Annotated in this window: 11 protein-coding genes; 3 read left to right on the top strand and 8 right to left on the bottom strand. The window is 74.0% G+C overall.

Annotated elements, in window-relative coordinates; translation table 11 throughout:
- Positions 1 to 2 precede the first annotated feature (2 nt).
- Positions 3 to 1,829 carry an NHL domain-containing thioredoxin family protein gene (locus AC07D6_RS16085; protein WP_479044846.1) on the bottom strand — a complete coding sequence of 609 codons (1,827 nt, stop codon included), beginning with the start codon at positions 1,827 to 1,829 and terminating at the stop codon, positions 3 to 5.
- A gap of 59 nt (positions 1,830 to 1,888) precedes the next feature.
- Positions 1,889 to 2,707: a carbon-nitrogen family hydrolase gene (locus tag AC07D6_RS16080; protein ID WP_479044844.1), complete on the bottom strand. Its 819-nt coding sequence runs from the start codon at positions 2,705 to 2,707 to the stop codon at positions 1,889 to 1,891.
- A gap of 200 nt (positions 2,708 to 2,907) precedes the next feature.
- Between AC07D6_RS16080 and AC07D6_RS16075 the strand changes: the two genes are divergently transcribed.
- On the top strand, positions 2,908 to 3,732 hold the full coding sequence (locus AC07D6_RS16075; protein ID WP_315877065.1) for a maleylpyruvate isomerase family mycothiol-dependent enzyme: 825 nt from the start codon (positions 2,908 to 2,910) through the stop codon (positions 3,730 to 3,732).
- A 158-nt stretch (positions 3,733 to 3,890) separates the two neighbouring features.
- Here AC07D6_RS16075 and AC07D6_RS16070 read toward each other — a convergent pair whose 3' ends face one another.
- The 5 genes from AC07D6_RS16070 to pdhA all read right to left on the bottom strand — a co-directional run bounded on the left by AC07D6_RS16070 (position 3,891) and on the right by pdhA (position 9,763).
- Entirely contained in the window at positions 3,891 to 5,204 is a 1,314-nt protein-coding gene (locus AC07D6_RS16070; protein WP_479044842.1) for an MFS transporter, read from the bottom strand.
- Positions 5,201 to 5,854 (bottom strand): GntR family transcriptional regulator, encoded by a 654-nt coding sequence (locus AC07D6_RS16065; protein ID WP_479044840.1) that lies wholly within the window; start codon positions 5,852 to 5,854, stop codon positions 5,201 to 5,203. Before AC07D6_RS16065 ends, AC07D6_RS16070 begins: the two co-directional genes overlap by 4 nt.
- A gap of 245 nt (positions 5,855 to 6,099) precedes the next feature.
- Complete coding sequence (locus AC07D6_RS16060) at positions 6,100 to 7,548, bottom strand: dihydrolipoamide acetyltransferase family protein (RefSeq protein ID WP_479044971.1); 1,449 nt, start codon at positions 7,546 to 7,548, stop codon at positions 6,100 to 6,102.
- Positions 7,549 to 7,577: 29 nt separating this feature from the next.
- Complete coding sequence (locus tag AC07D6_RS16055; protein ID WP_315877062.1) at positions 7,578 to 8,558, bottom strand: alpha-ketoacid dehydrogenase subunit beta; 981 nt, start codon at positions 8,556 to 8,558, stop codon at positions 7,578 to 7,580.
- Between the two features lie 2 nt (positions 8,559 to 8,560).
- The gene (gene pdhA, locus AC07D6_RS16050; protein ID WP_315877061.1) at positions 8,561 to 9,763 is read right to left on the bottom strand and encodes a pyruvate dehydrogenase (acetyl-transferring) E1 component subunit alpha; all 1,203 of its coding nucleotides are present in this window, start codon (positions 9,761 to 9,763) and stop codon (positions 8,561 to 8,563) included.
- A 586-nt stretch (positions 9,764 to 10,349) separates the two neighbouring features.
- Here pdhA and AC07D6_RS16045 point away from each other — a divergent pair.
- Positions 10,350 to 11,348 carry a phosphotransferase gene (locus tag AC07D6_RS16045; protein ID WP_315877076.1) on the top strand — a complete coding sequence of 333 codons (999 nt, stop codon included), beginning with the start codon at positions 10,350 to 10,352 and terminating at the stop codon, positions 11,346 to 11,348.
- Positions 11,349 to 11,507: 159 nt separating this feature from the next.
- Here the strand turns inward: AC07D6_RS16045 and AC07D6_RS16040 are convergent, their stop codons facing one another.
- Positions 11,508 to 13,286: a protein kinase domain-containing protein gene (locus AC07D6_RS16040; protein ID WP_479044837.1), complete on the bottom strand. Its 1,779-nt coding sequence runs from the start codon at positions 13,284 to 13,286 to the stop codon at positions 11,508 to 11,510.
- A 311-nt stretch (positions 13,287 to 13,597) separates the two neighbouring features.
- Between AC07D6_RS16040 and AC07D6_RS16035 the strand changes: the two genes are divergently transcribed.
- Entirely contained in the window at positions 13,598 to 15,283 is a 1,686-nt protein-coding gene (locus AC07D6_RS16035; RefSeq protein WP_479044834.1) for a protein kinase domain-containing protein, read from the top strand.
- Positions 15,284 to 15,415 lie beyond the last annotated feature (132 nt).

Raw genomic sequence — 15,415 nt, 5'->3', positions numbered from 1 at the left:
GGCTACGCCTCGTCGAGGCCTGCCAGGATCAGGGGGAGACGGGCGACGCCGCCCTCCTCGACCTTCACCGGAACGCCCCAGTCCTGCTGGTGGACGTGGCAGGCCGGGTACTCGTTCTCCGGGTCGTCGTCGCAGGACGCGGCCATCGCGGAGACGTGCAGGACGCCCTCCGTGACCGCCGGGTCCAGCTTCAGCTCGCGGAACAGGTCCGTGCCGCTGCCCGCGCCGTCCGCCAGCAGCTCCGGCGGCGTCGCCGAGACCAGCAACCGCGTCGACGGCCCGTACCGGTCGTCGAGCTTCTGCCCGGTCGGCGCGCGGAAGACCACGTCCAGCCGGAGCGTGCCGGGCGCGATCGCCGTCGCCTCCCGCTGCGTGCGGTGCGCCACCGCCGCGACCTGCACGGCCTCCTCCGGGAGCCGCAGCCGGGTCAGCCGGTGCCGCGCCGACTCGACGACCACCAGGTCGTCGCCGACGAGGACCGCGTCGCTCGGTTCCCGCAGGTCCGTCGCGAGGGTCGTGACCTCGCCGGTCGCCGGGTCGTAGCGGCGCAGCGCGTGGTTGTACGTGTCGCAGACCGCGACCGAGCCGTCCGGCAGGGCCGTGACGCCCAGCGGGTGCTGGAGCAGCGCCTGGTCCGCGGCGCCGTCCCGGTGCCCGAAGTCGAACAGGCCGGTGCCGACGGCCGTGTGGACGGTGCCCTCGGGGTCGACCCACCGCACGGCGCTCGTCTCCGAGTCCGCGACCCACAGCCGGTCCCCGGCCGCGGCGAGCCCGGACGGCTGCGCGAACCACGCCTCGGCGGCCGGGCCGTCGACGAGGCCCTCGTTGGTCGTGCCGGCGGCGACCTCCACGGTCCCCGCCTCCGGGTCGTACGCCCAGAGCTGGTGGACGCCGGCCATCGCGATCCACACGCGGCCCCGCCACCACGCCACGTCCCACGGCGACGACAGGGCGACCTCGCGGGCCGGGCCCGAGGTGGGGGAGCCCTGCATCCACTGGGCGCCGGTCCCCGCGAGCGTCGTCACCCCGCCGGTCGCCGGGTCCAGGGCGCGCAGCGCGTGGTTCACCGTGTCCGCGACGACGATCCGCCCGTCCGGCAGCGCGCACAGCCCCTGCGGCTCGCTGAACCGCGCCGACGCGGCCGGGCCGTCGACCAGGCCGCGCCGCCCGTCCCCGTACCGGCGCACCACGGTCTCGCCGTCCGCGGCCAGCTCGACGAGCTGGTGGCGGGTCGTGTCGGAGACCAGGAGGCCGCCGGAGTCCAGGGCGAGGGCCTTGCCGGGGAAGCGCAGGTGCGTGGCGACCGGCTCCGGCGGTACGTACGGGCCGTCGCCGCGCCGCAGCGTGCCCTTCGCCCCGTGCTCGGCCTCCAGCTCCGCGACGAGCGTCCCGATGGCCTTGGCGTGGCCCTCGCCCGCGTGCTGGGCGACGACGTACCCCTCCGGGTCGATCACGACCAGCGTCGGCCAGGCCCGCACGGCGTACTGCTTCCAGGTCACCAGCTTCGGGTCGTCCAGCACGGGGTGCTCGACCCCGTACCGCTCGACGGCGTCGACGACGGCCTGGTGCTCGGCCTCGTGCACGAACTTCGGCGAGTGCACACCGATGATCACGACGGTGTCCCGGTGCTTCTCCTCCAGCTCCCGCAGCTCGTCCAGGACGTGCAGGCAGTTGATGCAGCAGAAGGTCCAGAAGTCGAGGATGACGATACGTCCCCGCAGGTCGGCGAGGCTGTACGAGGCTCCGCCCGTGTTGAGCCAGCCCCCCTCGCCCACCAACTCAGGAGCCCGTACCCGAACGCGCCGAGACGCGGAAACGCTTTCGTTCATCCTTCAAGGGTGCCATCCCCGGACGACCGCCCCGCCGCGGCGCCCGCCACCGGCACTCGCTACCGGGGCCCGCCCGGACCGGCCCCCGGGCGCCGCGGCGCCGTGACGCCCAGCACGCGGTCCTTCAGGGCCGGGAACTGCTCCCGCGTCGACCCGACCCGCGCGGGGTCGAGCTCCACGACCAGCACCTCCTCGCCCCGGCCCGCCTCCCCGAGCACCTCGCCCCACGGGTCCACGACCACGCTGTGCCCCGCCTGCTCGACCCCCGCGTGCGTCCCCGCCGTCCCGCACGCCAGCACGTACGCCTGGTTCTCCACCGCCCGCGCCCGCGCCAGCAGCGACCAGTGCTCGCGCCGCCGGGCGGGCCACCCCGCCGGGACGACGAACGCCGCCGCCCCCGCGTCCACCAGCCCCCGGAACAGCTCGGGGAACCGCAGGTCGTAGCAGGTCGCCAGGCCGAAGGGCAGCTCCGGACACGGCGCGACCGCCAGCTCGCCGCCCGCCGACATCAGCACCGCCTCGCCCTGGTCGAAGCCGAACCGGTGGATCTTGCGGTACGTCCGGGCCAGCTCCCCGTCCGGGGAGAAGACGAGCGACGTGTTGTACAGCGCGTCCCCGTCGCGCTCGACGAAGGAGCCGGCGTGCAGCCACACCCGCGCGTCCGCCGCCGCGGCGGCCATCGCCTCGTACGTCGGCCCGCGCAGCGGCTCCGCGTCCGTCGCGAACGCCTCGTACGCGAACGCGCCGACCGGCCACAGCTCCGGCAGGACCACCAGGTCCGAGGCCGACTCGTCGCGCACGAGCGCGGCAGCGCGCCGCCGCCGCGCGTCCACCGTTTCGTCCGGGTTGACCGCAATCTGGATCAGAGAGGCGCGCACACTACCACCGTCCTGGCCTTGAAGCCGTCCATACGGGCCTACGATCGTCATACGAAAGAACTGCCGAGGGGCTTGAGGGGAGCGTACTGTTCTCTCCCGGGGGATCTCTCCCCCGAGGACCGCGTCCAGGGGGGACCCCCGGGGCTCCCCGGCAGATGCCACTGCACCCAGCCCGCGTACCAAGCCGCACGAGGGGTCCCGTGACCGTCCATCCCAGCCTCCAGAACTACGCCGACGCCTGGACCCACTCCGTCGAAGCCATATCCGAGCTGGTGCAGCCGCTCGTCGAGGGCGAGTGGAACCGCGCCACCCCGTGTCCCGGCTGGTCGGTCCGGGACATCGTCTCCCACGTCATCGGCATGGAGTGCGAGATGCTGGGCGACCCGCGGCCGATTCACTCCCTGCCCCGCGACCTCTACCACGTGCGCAGTGACTTCGCGCGCTACATGGAGGTGCAGGTCGATGTGCGGCGGCACCACACGGCACCGGAGATGACGGCCGAGCTGGAGTACGTCCTCATCCGCCGCGCCCGCATGCTGCGCAACGAGAGCCGCTCCCCCGACACGTTGGTGCGCGCCCCGCTGGGGGCCGAGCAGAGCCTCGAAGTGGCGTACCGGATGCGCGCCTTCGACGTGTGGGTGCACGAGCAGGACCTGCGCACGGCGCTCGGCAGGCCCGGCAACCTCGACTCGCCCGGCGCGTACGTCACGCGGGACAGCCTGCTCGCCGTCCTGCCGAGGGTCGTCGCGAAGGACGCGGGCGCGCCGCCGAACACGGCGGTCGTCTTCGACGTGAGCGGACCCGTCGAGTTCCTGCGGACGGTCCGCGTCGACGCGGAGGGGCGCGGCACGATCGACGGGACGCCGTCACTGGGGCCGGCCGTGACCCTCGCGACGGACTGGGAGACGTACGTGCGCCTCGCCTGCGGCCGGGTGCGGCCCGCCGCCGTCGCCGACCGGATCAAGGTGGAGGGCGACGAGGACCTGGCCGGCGCCATCCTCGCCCACTTCGCCGTCACGCCGTGACCCCGTCACACCGGGCCCCCTCCGCGCCGTGACCCCGGGCCCCCGGGATCCCGTCGTGCCGTGTCGCCTCACGCCGTGATGCCTGACGCCGTGATGCCTGACGGGCCACCGGGCGCGGTCCGCGCGCCGCGAGGCGGGCACCGCCGCGCGCCGGGCCGTCACACCGGGACGTGGACCGCCTCCACACGGCTGGCGACCAGCCGTTCGCGCTCCAGCCGGACCGTGCGGGACCGGAGCCGGAGGATCTGGGCGACCCCGAGCGCCTGGAGGACGAACACCGACGAGAACGCCACCCGGTAGCTGCCCCCGGTCGCGTCCAGCAGGACGCCGACCGCCAGCAGCGTCGTCATCGACGCGGTGAACCCCCCGATGTTGACGATCCCGGACGCCGTGCCCTGCCGCTCCGGCGGGTTCGCGGGCCGCGCGAAGTCGAAGCCGATCATCGACGCCGGTCCGCACGCGCCCAGGACGGCGCACAGCGAGACCAGCAGCCACATCGGCGCCCGGTCCGCCGGGTACGCCACGGTGGCCGCCCACATCAGGGCCGTCACGCCTATGGTGCCCAGCGCCAGGGGCGCGCGGGCCGCGTGGTGGCGGGCGATCAGTTGCCCGTACACGAGGCCCACCACCATGTTGGAGAGCACCACCACCGTCAGCAGCTCGCCGGCCCGCCCCCGCGACAGGCCCTGCGCCTCCACCAGGAACGGCATCCCCCACAGCAGCAGGAACACCATGGCGGGGAACTGCGTCGTGAAGTGCACCCACATCCCGAGCCGCGTGCCCGGCTCCCGCCAGGCGCGGGCTATCTGGTGCCGTACGTACGCGGCCCCCGCGTGCCGCACCTGCTCCGGCTCGAAGCCCTTCGGGTGGTCCTCCAGGAACGCGACCACCAGCACCAGCACGACCAGCCCCGCCACCGAGCTGCCCGCGAACGTGGCCGTCCAGCCCAGCCCGTCCAGCGTCCGCGCCAGCACGATCGTCGACAGCAGGTTGCCGACGACCCCGAACAACCCGGCGACCTGCACGATCAACGGACCGCGCCGGGCCGGGAACCAGCGGCTGCCCAGCCGCAGCACGGAGATGAACGTCATCGCGTCACCGCACCCCAGCAGCGCCCGGGCCGCCAGCGCCGTCCCGTACGACGGGGAGAGCGCGAAGCCCAGTTGGCCGACCGTGAACAGCACGATGCCCAGGGTCAGGACCTTCCGGGTGCCGAGCCGGTCCACCAGCAGGCCGACGGGTATCTGCATGCCCGCGTAGACCAGCAGTTGGAGTATCGAGAACGCCGACAGCGCGGAGGCGTTGACGTGGAAGCGTTCGGCCGCGTCGAGCCCGGCCACGCCCAGCGACGTGCGGAAGACGACCGCGACGAGGTACACGCAGACGCCGACGCCCCACACGAGGGCCGCCCGGCGGCCACCGGGCGGGTCGGCGGGGAGGGCGGAGGCGGCCGGAGGGGTGGGCGAACTCACCGGTCCTCACCCCGGACCAGCACCTTCACGCGGCTGACGTGGGCGCGCACACAGCGCGCCGCGCCCTCGGCGTCACCGTCGCGCAGCGCCGCCAGGATCTCGGCGTGCTCGGCGATGTTCTTCGCGATGCGGTCGGGATGCGCCTCCATGACGGCGACGCCCATGCGCAGTTGACGGTCCCTCAGTTGGTCGTACAGCTTCGACAGGATCTGGTTCCCGGCGTGGCGGACGATCTCCGCGTGGAAGCAGCGGTCCGACACGGCGACCGCGCGCAGGTCCCCCGCGCGCGCGTGGCGGCGCTGCTCGTCGAGCAGCTCCTCCAGCCGCGCCAGGAGCGGCGCGGACAGCGGCACGGCCTTGCGGACCGCGAACTCCTCGACCAGCAGCCGCGTCTCCACGACGTCCGAGATCTCCTGCGCGGAGACGGCCAGGACCAGGGCGCCCTTCTTGGGGTAGAGCTTGAGCAGCCCCTCCATCTCCAGCTTCAGCAGCGCCTCCCGCACCGGCGTGCGGGACACCCCGACGGCCTGCGCCAACTCCCCTTCGGTGAGGAGCGTCCCGCCCTCGAAACGGCGGTCCAGGACCGCCTCCTTGACGTGGGCGTAGACCCGTTCGGCGGCGGGCGGGGGCAGAGGCGCGGCGGATGACATGGGCACAGCATAGATACAAGTGGGGTGCAACAGGGGGCACGTCCAGCATGTGGACGTGCGCCCCCTGGGCGACCCCCTGGGCGACCCCCTGGGCGGCGGCCCCTGGCCGGTGCCCTCCGGGGTGCCCCTCCGCGCCGTGCCGGTGCCCGTGCCCGCCCCGGTACGGCGGAGGGCCGGGCGCGGTGTCGCGCCCGGCCCTCCACCGGGGGGAGCGCAGGAGGCCCCCGCTCATCCCCGGACGGACGTCACGCCCAGGTGATCAGGCGCTTGGGGTGCTCCAGGACGGCCGCCACGTCGGCCAGCACCTTCGAGCCCAGCTCGCCGTCGACGAGCCGGTGGTCGAAGGAGAGCGCCAGCGTCGTGACGTGCCGCGGCTTGACCTTGCCCTTGTGCACCCACGGCTGGAGCTTGATCGCGCCGACCGCGAGGATCGCCGACTCGCCGGGGTTGAGGATGGGCGTGCCCGTGTCGACGCCGAAGACGCCGACGTTGGTGATCGTCACCGTGCCGCCCTGCATGGCCGCCGGGGTCGTCCTGCCCTCGCGGGCGGTGGCGACCAGCTCGCCGAGCGCCGCCGCCAGCTCCGGGAGGGTCTTGGCGTGGGCGTCCTTGATGTTCGGCACGATCAGGCCGCGCGGGGTGGCGGCGGCGATGCCCAGGTTGACGTAGTGCTTGACCACGATCTCCTGGGCGGCCTCGTCCCAGGAGGCGTTGATCTCCGGGTGGCGCCGGATCGCGACGAGCAGGGCCTTGGCGACCAGCAGCAACGGGTTCACCCGCAGCCCCACCATGTCCTTGTCCGCCTTCAGCTCCTCGACGAGCCGCATGGTGCGGGTCACGTCGACCGTGACGAACTCGGTGACGTGCGGCGCGGTGAACGCCGAACCGACCATGGCCTGCGCCGTGGCCTTCCGTACGCCCTTGATCGGGACGCGGGTCTCCCGCGCCCCGGCCGCGACCGCCCCGGCCGCGACCGGCCCGGCCGCCGGGGCGGCGGTCTCCGGGGCGGCGGCCGGCGCGGGGGCCTGCGGCTGGGGCCGGGGCTGGGACGGCGCCGGTACGGCCGGGGCCGGCGCCGGGGCCGCCGCCCTGTGCACGTCCTCGCGCGTGATGATCCCGTCCGGGCCGGTCGGGACCACCACTGCCAGGTCCACGCCCAGGTCCTTGGCCAGCTTCCGCACGGGCGGCTTGGCCAGCGGGCGGGCCTGCGGCACCGGCGACACCGGGGCGGGGGCCCGGCCGTTCAGCTCGCCCTGGACCGCCGCGCGGGCGGCCGGGGCGGCACCGGTGGCCGCCGCCTGCTTGCGCGGGCGCCGCTTCGTGGACGACGCGGCCACGCCGTACCCGACGAGGACCGGCTGGCGGCCCTGCGGTTCGGCCTCCGCCTCGGCTCCGGGCTCCGGCGCGGGGGCGGCGGGGGCCTCCGGCGCGGCGGCCCCGGGCGCCTCGGGGGCCTCCGGCGCGGCGCCGTCCGGCGCCACGTTCACGGAGATGATGACCTCGCCGACGTCGACCGTCGTGCCCTCGGGGAAGCGCAGCTCGTGCACCACCCCGTCGAACGGGCACGGCAGCTCCACGGCCGCCTTCGCCGTCTCGACCTCGCAGACGACCTGGCCGTCCGTGACGGTGTCGCCGGGCTGGACGTACCACTTGAGGATCTCGGCCTCGGTGAGGCCCTCACCGACGTCCGGCATCTTGAACTCGCGGATCACGGGTGTCCTCCTCAGTACGCCAGCGCGCGGTCGACGGCGTCGAGCACCCGGTCCAGACCCGGCAGGTACTCCTCCTCCAGCCTGGCCGGCGGGTACGGCGCGTGGTACCCGCCCACCCGCAGCACCGGGGCCTCCAGGTGGTAGAAGCACCGCTCGGTGATCCGGGCGGCGATCTCCGCGCCCGAGCCGAAGAACACCGGCGCCTCGTGCACGACGACGAGCCGCCGCGTCCTCTCCACCGACGCCTGCACGGTGTCGAAGTCGATCGGGGAGACCGAGCGCAGGTCGACGACCTCCAGCGACCTGCCCTCCTCGGCGGCGGCCGCGGCGGCCTCCAGGCACACCTTCACCATCGGGCCGTACGCCGCCAGCGTCAGGTCCGTGCCCTCGCGCGCGACGCGGGCCCGGTGCAGCTCGCCGGGGATGGCCTCCGTGTCGACCTCGCCCTTGTCCCAGTAGCGCCGCTTCGGCTCGAAGAAGACCACCGGGTCGTCGCTCTGGATCGCCTGCTGGAGCATCCAGTACGCGTCCGACGGCGTCGAGGGCGAGACCACCTTCAAGCCCGCCACGTGCGCGAAGAGCGCCTCCGGCGACTCGCTGTGGTGCTCGACCGCGCCGATGCCGCCGCCGTACGGGATGCGGACGACGACCGGCAGCTTGACCTTGCCGAGCGCCCGCGCGTGCATCTTCGCGAGCTGCGTGACGATCTGGTCGTACGCGGGGAAGACGAAACCGTCGAACTGGATCTCCACGACCGGGCGGTAGCCGCGCAGGGCCAGGCCGATCGCGGTGCCGACGATGCCGGACTCGGCGAGCGGGGTGTCGATGACCCGCTCCTCGCCGAAGTCCTTCTGCAGGCCGTCGGTCACCCGGAACACCCCGCCGAGCTTGCCGACGTCCTCGCCCATGACGAGGACCTTGGGGTCGGTCTCCAGGGCCTTGCGGAGCGACTCGTTGAGCGCCTTCGCGAGGGGAAGCTTCTGCACCGCCATGATCACTCGACCTCGCCATCCGCGAACGACGCCTGGTACGCGGCGAACTGCGCGCGCTCCTCGTCGACGAGCGCGTGCCCGTCGGCGTACACATGGTCGAACATCGCCATGTCATCGGGGTCCGGCATGGCGCGCACGGCCTCGCGGACGCGCCTGCCGAGCGCCTCGCTCTCCGCCTCCAGCTCCTCGAACCAGGCCGCGTCGGCGTGGCCCTGGGCCTCCAGGTGGCGGCGCAGGCGCAGGATCGGGTCCTTCGCCTCCCAGGCCGCCCGCTCGTCGTCGTGGCGGTAGCGGGTGGGGTCGTCGGACGTCGTGTGGGCGCCCATGCGGTACGTGAACGCCTCGACCAGCGTCGGGCCCTCGCCGCGGCGGGCGCGCTCCAGGGCCCAGCGGGTCACGGCCAGGCAGGCGAGGACGTCGTTGCCGTCGACGCGGACGCCGGGGAAGCCGAAGCCCTGCGCGCGCTGGTACAGCGGCACGCGGGTCTGCTTCTCGGTGGGCTCGGAGATGGCCCACTGGTTGTTCTGGCAGAAGAACACGACGGGGGCGTTGTACACGGCCGAGAACGTGAAGGCCTCCGCGACGTCGCCCTGGCTGGACGCGCCGTCGCCGAAGTACGCGATGACCGCCGAGTCCGCGCCGTCCTTGGCCACGCCCATGGCGTAGCCGGTGGCGTGCAGGGTCTGCGAGCCGATCACGATCGTGTACAGGTGGAAGTTGTTGCCGTTCGGGTCCCAGCCCCCGTGGTTCACCCCGCGGAACATGCCGAGCAGGTTCGTCGGGTCGACCCCGCGGCACCAGGCGACGCCGTGTTCGCGGTAGGTCGGGAAGACGTAGTCGTCGTCGCGCAGGGCCCGGCCCGAACCGATCTGCGCCGCCTCCTGACCGAGCAGCGAGGCCCACAGGCCCAGCTCGCCCTGGCGCTGGAGGGCGGTGGCCTCACCGTCGAAACGGCGGGTCATCACCATGTCGCGGTACAGGCCGCGCAGCTCCTCGGGGGTGAGGTCGACGTCGTACTCGGGGTGCTGGACCCGCTCGCCCTCTGGCGTCAGCAGCTGTACGAGCGGCGGCTCGGAGTCGGAACTCCGCGGCTTCTTCGCGCGCGCGGCGCGCTTGGTGGCACCGCCCGCGGCGGCTCTGGTGCCGCTGCTGCTGGTGCCGCTGCTGCGTCGCGGCTGGCGCGCGGCAGTGCTGTCCACGGTCACGTGCGTGCTCCTCCGTCTGTCCGGGCTCCCGGGGTCCGCCGGGTGGCCTGGGGTCCCCCCGGGCTCCTCTGGAGCTGGGGGAAGCGGCTCGCCTGGTCCGTACGCGGTGCACGGGGTGGGTGCCCTCGGCCGGAGACAGGCGTGACAGGTGCCCCGGCGAGCGCCCTGTGATAGGCACGTTACCTAGTGCGCAGCAATCCTGCGAAACCCCATCTGACCTGCGATTTTGCTTGGATTTCCAAGTAAATCGAGAAATGCGGGGACAACGCCTGGTCACGCCGTTGGCGCGGTCGGGGCCAACGCACTGGTGACGGCCTCGTGGGCCACCGGAACACCGGCACGTTATCCCGCCCACCCCGGCCTCGGGAAGGGTTCGCGGAAGCGCGATGTGACGCGGGTCATCCCGCCGTGATCTAACATCTGACAGGTGCCGCGCTCATCTGTAACGGCTCCGCCCGCCGCTCCCCACGTGCCCCTCGTCCCCCGGCCGCGCCCCGGCCGCACCGCCTCACAGCCCTCCCCGGGCCCCGCGGCCGCCTCCGCCGCCCCCGCCACCGGGGCCCCGCCGGCACCGCCCGCCCCGCCCGTGGCCGCCCTGCTGCGCCGCTACCCCCCGTACGGCGAACCGCTCTCCTGCGTACCGGTCACCCAGGGCCTCCTCAACCGGGGCTACCGCCTCACCACCACGCGCGGCACGTTCTTCCTCAAGCAGCACCTGGACGCCCCCACCTCCGACCACGCCACCATCGCCCGCCAGCACCGCGCGACCGAGCGACTGCACGCCCTCGGCGTCCCGGTCGCGCCCGCGCTGCCGGACGCCGAGGGCCGTACGGTCGCCCAGCTCGGCGGCGACTGCTACGCCCTGCACCCCTGGGTCGACGGGCGCCACCGCGACGGCGCCCAGCTCACGGAGGACGGCTCCCGGCGGCTCGGCGCCCTGCTCGGCTTCGTCCACACGTGCCTGGACCGCGTCCTGGGCGTGGCCGGGGTGCACCCGGCGGCGCGCGAGTACGGCAGCGCCGACCCGGAGGACACCTTCCGGCTGATCGACGAGCTGCTGGCGCTGGCCAGGGCGCGGCGGCACCGGGTCGCCTTCGACGAGCTGGCCGAGCACCGGCTGGTGGAGCGCCGCCGCCTGCTGGCCGCGCACGCGCACCGGCGCCCGGCCGCGGCGGCGCCCGCGGCGGGCGGCTGGGTGCACGGGGACTTCCACCCCCTGAACCTGCTGTACCGGGGGGCCGAGCCGGCCGCGATCGTCGACTGGGACCGGCTGGGCGTCCAGCCGCGCGCCGAGGAGGCGGTCCGGGCCGCGATGATCTTCTACGTGCAGCCGGCCGGGCGGCTGGACCTGGCGAAGGTCCGGGCCTACGCGCGCGCGTACCGGCGGGCCGCCGGGGTCGACGCGGCGGAGCTGGCCGCCGCGGTGCACCGCGTGTGGTGGGAGCGGCTCAACGACTTCTGGATACTGCGGTGGCGCTACCAGCGGCACGACAGCAGGGCCGACCCGCAGTTCCCCGCGGTGTCGGCCCTGGCGGTGTGGTGGACCCGCGAGTACGACGCGGTGTGCGACGCGTTCACGGACTGAGACGGCCGGGAGGGCCGCGGTGGCCGGCGCGGGCCGGCCGAGCCGACGGCGGGCCGGCGCGGACCGACGGGGGGGGCCGGCGATGGATCGGCCGGGCCGACGGTGGACCGGCGCGGGCCGACGGGGGGCCGGCGATGGACCGGCCGGGCCGGCGCGTGCTCAGTCGCCGGTCGTGGAACCGCCGGTCGTCGCGGTGCCCGCCGTCGTACCGCCCTGCTGGCCGGAGGTGGTCGCTCCGCCGCTGTCGCCGCCGCTGCCCCCACCGCTGCCGCTGCCACTGCCGCTGCCGCTGCCGTCGGTCGTTCCGGTCGCGCCCTGGCTCGTGGTGCCCTGGCTGGTCGTGCCCTGGCTGGTCGTACCGCCCTCGGTCGCGCCCCCGTCGCCGCCCTCGGACGTGCCGCCGTCCGTGGTGTCACCGGTCGTGCCCTGGTCGGTGGAGCCGTCCGTCGTCCCCGTGCCGCCGGTGCCGCCGCTCGTGGACGGCGTCGGGTCCTGGCTGTACGACGGCGGCCGCGGGGACCACGACGGGCGGTCCCAGCCGCTGCCCCCGCCCGTCGACGTGTCGGGCTGCCGCGTCTCCCGCTCGGACTCCGAGGCGGACGGCGAGGGGCTGGCGCTGCGCGAGGCGGACGGCGACGGGGTGGGCGTCGGCTTCGTGTCCGTACCGGTCGGCGTGTCGCTCGCCTTCACCGCGTACACGACGCCCGCCACGATCGCGACCAGCGCGAGCGCCACGAACAGCAGCACCCTGCCGCGGCCCCCACCGCCGTGCCCGTTGTCGTACGCGACCGCGTAGGCACCGTCGTCGGGGTTCCTCGGCGGCAGGATCGGGCCCTGCGAGGTGTCGCCGTGCGTCGGCAGCGGACGGCCGGGGCGGGCCGGGGTCGACGGGCCCGTGCCCATGCCCGTCGGCACGCCCATCACGGCGGTCGCCGCGACACCGCCGTGCGGGGGGAGGCCGCCGTCGTGCGGACCGACCGGGCCCGTGTTCCACGTCCCGGTGTGGCCGCCCTGCTCCTGGAGCATGCGCAGCCCGTACTGGATCAGGCCCCGCATCTCCTCGGCGCTCTGGAACCGGTCGTCCGGGTCCTTCGCCAGCGCCCGCATCGCCAGCCCGTCCAGCTCCGGCGGGGCCACGTCGGACACCTGGGACGGCGGCACCGGCACGTCCTGGACGTGTTGGTACACGACGGACAGCGGCGTCTCGCCGACGAACGGGGGCCGCAGCGCCAGCAGTTCGTACAGCAGGCAGCCCGTGGCGTACAGGTCGGAGCGGTGGTCGACGGCCTTGCCGAGCGCCTGCTCGGGCGAGAGGTACTGGGGCGTGCCCATGACCATGCCGGTCTGCGTCATCGTCGTGGACGCCCCGTGCAGGGCGCGGGCGATGCCGAAGTCCATGACCTTGACGGCACCGCCGTGGGTGATGATGACGTTCGCCGGCTTGATGTCGCGGTGCACGATGCCGTGCTGGTGCGAGTAGGCCAGCGCCTCCAGCACGCCCGACACGATGATCAGGGCCTGCTCGGGCGGCGGGGCCTCCGCGCTGACCAGCAGCTCCCGGATGGTGCGGCCCTCGACCAACTCCATGACGATGTACGGCACGGACTGGCCGTTCACCTCGTCCTCGCCGGAGTCGTACACCGCCACGATCGCGTGGTGGTTCAGCCCCGCGACGGACTGCGCCTCGCGCGTGAAGCGGGCCTTGGAGACCGGGTCCTCCGCCAGGTCGGCCCGCAGCAGCTTCACCGCGACCGTCCGGCCCAGCCGCACGTCCTCCGCCGCGAACACCTCGGCCATGCCGCCGCGGCCGAGGCGGTGCGTCAGCCGGTAGCGGCCGTCGCCGACCAGGCCGCCGACACCGAACTCGACGGCGTCCCCGCGCCCCGACGCTCCGTCGTCCGACGCTCCGCCGCCACCTGCTCCGGATCCGGGTGCCATCGTCCTCGCCGTCATTTCCGTTGCTGTCCGCGCGCTGTGCCCGCGAGCGGTGTGCCGCCGTCTTCCCAGGGGTACTTCGCCACGTCACGCTACAGCCTCCGCGCGACGCGCCGGTTCGGGCTGGACCGGCCATCCAATCGGTTCCGCGTACACCTGTGCAAATCCGATGCGGGTCACGTAACGCTTCCGAGACGCTTCCGGCGCGTACGGTCACGGAACGGGCACCCGGCTTGACGTGTCAGTGGCCTGGGGCAGACTTGGCCCGTAAAACGGGAGATCACCGCGGGCACGCGCGCGTAGGGGGAAGCACGATGAGCCAGGACGGCGCACACGGCCGCTATGCGGGCGGCTCGGTGGCGAACGGCCGGTACCAGCTGCGCGACCTGCTCGGCGAGGGCGGCATGGCCTCGGTGTACCTGGCGTACGACAGCGCCCTGGACCGGCAGGTCGCCATCAAGACGCTGCACACGGAACTCGGCCGGGAACAGTCGTTCCGCGAGCGGTTCCGGCGCGAGGCCCAGTCCGTCGCGAAGCTCCAGCACACCAACATCGTGTCGGTCTTCGACACCGGTGAGGACACGGTCACCTTCAACGACCCCTCGATGGGCGACGGCGGCGTCATGCCGTACATCGTCATGGAGTACGTGGAGGGCCAGCCGCTCGGCTCGGTGCTGGCGGCCGACATCCGACAGTACGGCGCGATGCCGGCCGACAAGGCCCTGAAGGTGACCTCGGACGTGCTGGCCGCGCTGGAGACCAGCCACGAGATGGGCCTGGTCCACCGTGACATCAAGCCGGGCAACGTGATGATGACCAAGCGCGGTGTGGTCAAGGTCATGGACTTCGGCATCGCCCGCGCCATGCAGTCGGGCGTCACGTCGATGACGCAGACCGGCATGGTCGTCGGCACGCCCCAGTACCTGTCGCCGGAGCAGGCCCTCGGCCGCGGCGTCGACGCCCGCTCCGACCTGTACTCGGTCGGCATCATGCTGTTCCAGCTCCTGACCGGGCGGCTGCCGTTCGACGCGGACTCGCCGCTCGCCATCGCGTACGCGCACGTGCAGGAGGAGCCGGTCCCGCCGTCCTCCGTGAACCGGTCGATCACGCCGGCGATGGACGCGCTCGTGGCACGGGCACTGAAGAAGAACCCGAACGAGCGGTTCCCCAGCGCCGCCGCCATGCGCGACGAGTGCCTGCGGGTGCTGTCCGCCGGACAGACCGGCGCGCCGGTGATCGTCCCGGGCACGCCGGCGAACAGCGGCGCGGGCGTCGGCTCGACCGTGTTCCCGCCGCTGGACCAGTCGTACGCGGGCCCCGGCGGGCCGCAGGGCGTCCAGACGCCGTACCAGGCCCCGGCGCCGAGCCCGTACGGCCCGCCGACCCCGGCTCCGACCCCCGCGCCGACCCCGGCCCCGGCGGCGTACGGCTATCCGCACCAGCCCCAGGCGCCGTCACCGCCCCCCGCCTACCAGACGCCGGCCCCGTACCAGCCGGCGACCGGCGGCGGGAGGGGCGGCGGCCGGCGGAACACGCCGCTGCTGGTGGGCGCGATCGTGGTCGCGCTGATCGCCGTCGGCGGTGTGATCACCGCGGTCAACCTCGCCAAGGAGGACGACCCGAAGACGACGGTGACGGGCACGCAGACGAGCGCCGGAACCGGCTCCGACACCGGCTCCGGCTCCGGCTCCGGCTCCGAGGGCGGCGACTACAAGGGCCCCGACCTCAGCAAGCGCATCGACACCGAGAAGTGCACGGAGCCCGGTGAGGGCGACGACCCGGAGAAGTTCAAGGTCCCGGACTTCCGGTACAAGAACATCACCTCGGTCAAGGAGTGCATCCAGGCGGCCGGCTGGAAGATCCTCAAGGAGGTCTCGGTCAACGAGAACGTCTACGGCGACGGCACGGTCCTCACCCAGTACCCGCCGAAGGACACCGAGATCAGCGCGGACGAGGCCGGTTTCACCCTGGAGGTCTCCACGGGGCGCGGCCAGCAGTAACGGCCCGGCCACGGCGTTTCCCCGCCGTTCGCCCCGCGTTCGCCCGCGCGCACTGAGCCATTCGGCTGCTCCGGGAGGCCCCGCGTGATGCCGTGTGTGATCGTGGGCGGGAACGAGCAACCGCCGCGCGGA

The organism is Streptomyces sp. NPDC045287, from assembly GCF_056432325.1.
Note: the sequence above shows the minus strand (reverse complement) of the source record. Positions and strands in the feature narration are given on the sequence as shown.